Source organism: Pseudomonas sp. P5_B2, from assembly GCF_056400445.1.
In genome coordinates this window covers 1-3561 of sequence record NZ_JBFULH010000433.1, presented here as the reverse complement: position 1 = coordinate 3561, position 3561 = coordinate 1, and the positions used below count along the sequence as shown (strand labels likewise).

The window sequence follows — 3561 nt, the reverse complement described above, 5'->3', positions numbered from 1 at the left end:
CAGCAATACCCACGCCATCGCCGAAGTATTTGACGTCGGTGAAGGCCGGGCCAGCGAACGCGAAGCCTTTGCCTGCGTCGGTTTTCAAAAAGCCGTCATTCAACAGCGTAGCGTCAGCCACGGTGCCATCGAGGCGGCCAGCGGCCACGTCGAGGTAAATTTCGTTCTGCGAACCGTAAGGCTTGACCTCAGCACCCAACGGAGCCAGGACTTCACGGGCGAAACGCTCGTGGATCGAACCACGTTGCACGCCGATGTTCTTGCCCTTCAATTCAGTCAGGCCGTCGCTGACTTGAGTGCCAGCCTTCATGACCAGGCGAGCCGGGGTGTTGTAGTACTTGTTGGTGAAGTCGACAGACTTCTTGCGGTCTTCAGTGATCGACATGGACGACAGGATCGCGTCGATCTTGCGCACTTTGAGTGCCGGGATCAGACCGTCGAACTCTTGCTCGACCCACACGCACTTGACCTTCATCTCTTCGCACAGGGCATTGCCGATGTCGTAGTCGAAACCCACGATGCTGCCGTCCGGCGCTTTGGAAGCGAACGGAGGGTAAGCCGCTTCGATGCCAATTTTCAGTGGCTTTTCATCGGCGAAAGTTGGCAGGGACAGCACGGACAGTGCCAGGGCGCCAAGCAGCACGAGTTTCTTCATCATGGGACTCCATCGGTAAAGGGCAAAAACTGCAGAGTGAGCGATAGCCCAATATGCGAGTGAGTAGAACCAGACAACGATGCTGCGCTGTAGGAATCGCGCGCTTTTTTCAACGCGAGCCACAACGAGCGAGTGATCGGCATTCTAACGACAGGCCCGAAGCCGATATTTCTTCAATGCGACAACTAATTACAGAAGCACCGAGAAAGCCGTTCGAGCGCGTTGACAGCCCTGCAAAATCATGCAGGAGCAAAAGACAGTTAACCGATCTATGTAGCAAATTGCGGGCCTATTATTGGCAAACCCCGCAAATCCGGCAAGCTTGGCGTTATGTCTTATTTTTCTGGGGGATGTGGTGGCCCGGGAATGGGATTTTGCGTTTCCCAACGCCCCGGATGGGCGCGGGCGGTTACACATTCAGTTACTTGAAGGGGGATGGGTAACAGTGGGAATTGGCCTACGACTGAAGCCGATAATTATTGGCTGATGTTTATGGGGAGTCTGACAGGCCGCCTTCGCGAGCAAGCCCGCTCCCACATTGAACCTGAGCCGGGCACAAATTCTGTGTTCACTGGAGATCAAATGTGGGAGCGGGCTTGCTCGCGAAGAGGCCCGAACTGTCACCGCAAAAAAATCAGCCAATAAAAAACCCCACCAGGCTCAATACCTGGTGGGGCTTCGATGACTCAAAAGTCGGCGCTTAAGCGACGTTCATAGTCTTGTGCGTATCAATCAAATGCTGCACCACAGCCGGATCCGACAGGGTCGAAATATCCCCCAACCCATCGTATTCAGCCGTCGCAATCTTGCGCAGAATCCGGCGCATGATCTTGCCCGAACGGGTTTTCGGCAGTCCCGGCGCCCACTGGATCACATCCGGCGAAGCAATCGGGCCGATCTCTTTACGCACCCAGTTWTTTAGTTCCAGGCGCAGCTGCTCGCTCGGCTCTTCGCCGCCGTTCAGGGTGACGTAGACATAAATGCCCTGCCCCTTGATGTCGTGCGGCACACCGACCACCGCCGCTTCAGCGACTTTCGGGTGAGCGACCATCGCGCTTTCAATTTCAGCAGTACCCATGCGGTGGCCGGAAACGTTGAGCACGTCATCCACGCGACCGGTGATCCAGTAGTAGCCATCCGCATCACGACGCGCACCGTCACCAGTGAAATACATGCCACGGAACGTCTTGAAGTAGGTATCGACGAAGCGGTCATGGTCACCGTACAGGGTGCGCGCCTGACCTGGCCACGAATCGAGAATTACCAGGTTGCCCTCGGCAACGCCTTCGATGATGTTGCCCAGGTTGTCCACCAGAGCCGGCACCACACCGAAGAACGGACGTGCCGCCGAACCTGGCTTGAGGCCGTGGGCACCCGGCAATGGGCTCATCAAGGTTGCGCCGGTTTCGGTCTGCCACCAGGTATCAACGATCGGGCAACGGGATTGACCAACGTTCTTGTAGTACCAATCCCACGCTTCCGGGTTGATCGGCTCACCGACCGAGCCCAACAGACGCAGGCTGCTGCCATCTGCGCCTTCTACGGCAGCGGTGCCCGACGCCATCATCGCGCGGATCGCGGTCGGTGCGGTGTAGAGGATGTTGACCTTGTGCTTGTCGACGATCTTCGCCACCCGGGTGATGTCCGGATAGTTCGGCACGCCTTCGAACAGCAGTGTGGTCGCGCCATTGGCCAGCGGGCCGTAGACGATGTAAGTGTGGCCGGTGACCCAACCGACGTCGGCGGTGCACCAGTAGACTTCGCCCGGGCGGTAGTCGAACACGCGCTCGTGGGTCATCGCCGCATACAGCAGGTAACCGCCGGTGGTGTGCTGCACACCCTTCGGCTTGCCGGTCGAACCGGAGGTGTAAAGGATAAACAGCGCTTCTTCGGCGCCCATCTCTTTCGGCGCGCAAACAGTGCCCGCCACTTTCATCAGGTCTTCGTACCAGATGTCGCGATGCTGGTTCCACTTGATGTCGCCACCGGTGCGCTGGCACACGATGACTTTTTGAATGCTGCTGGTTTCCGGGTTGGTCAGCGCGTCGTCGACGTTGGCCTTCAGCGGGATCTTCTTGCCGGCACGAATACCTTCGTCCGCAGTGATCACCACTTTGGATTTGCAGTCGATGATGCGACCGGCCAGGGCTTCCGGCGAGAAACCACCGAACACCACCGAGTGAATCGCGCCGATCCGGGTGCAGGCCAGCATGGCGACCACGGCTTCGGGGATCATCGGCATATAGATAGTCACCACGTCGCCGCGGTGCACATCCTGGCCGCGCAAGGCGTTGGCGAACTTGCAGACTTGTTCATGCAGTTCGCGGTAGGTGATGTTGCGGCTTTCGGAAGGGTCATCCCCTTCCCAAATGATCGCGATTTGATCGCCGCGCTCAGCCAGATGACGGTCGAGGCAGTTGTAGGAAACGTTCAAGGTGCCGTCGGCGAACCATTTGATGTCGACATGGTGATCGTCGAAAGACGTCTGCTTCACCGTGGTGAAAGGCTTGATCCAGTCGAGGCGCTTGGCTTGCTCGCGCCAGAAGCCGTCCGGGTTGACGACCGACTGCTGGTACATGGCCTTGTAGGTAGCCTCGTCAGTCAGCGTATTAGCCAGGACCTCGGGACGAACGGGATACAGGGAAGCCGCACTCATCTTTCTTACCTCGGTGGAATAGTTGTTTTTGTATGACACCTTTTTAGCCGTGCCAGCCCCATAGAACCATTCGACGATGGTAGTAACAAGCCCCTACAAAATGTCGTGAAATGCCCGCAACCCCAACTACCAGGCCTCTTCCAGTAAATTTCATTCCCCTGCCATAACGCGACCTGTAGCAGCTGGCGMAGCCTGCGTTCGGCTGCGMAGCAGTCGTAAAATCAGGCAACGCGGTGTTCCAGAAAGACCG

The 3561-nt window shown here is 57.5% G+C and carries 2 protein-coding genes; both read right to left on the bottom strand.

From position 1 onward, the window contains the following. Positions 1 to 655, bottom strand: a 655-nt coding sequence (locus tag AC1DRJ_RS21890) for a transporter substrate-binding domain-containing protein (protein ID WP_477803979.1), incomplete at its 3' end; no start/stop codon positions are given. Between the two features lie 700 nt (positions 656 to 1355). Further along, positions 1356 to 3311, bottom strand: a complete 1956-nt coding sequence (gene acs, locus AC1DRJ_RS21885) for an acetate--CoA ligase (protein ID WP_477803978.1) — start codon at positions 3309 to 3311, stop codon at positions 1356 to 1358. Between the last annotated feature and the right edge of the window lie 250 nt (positions 3312 to 3561).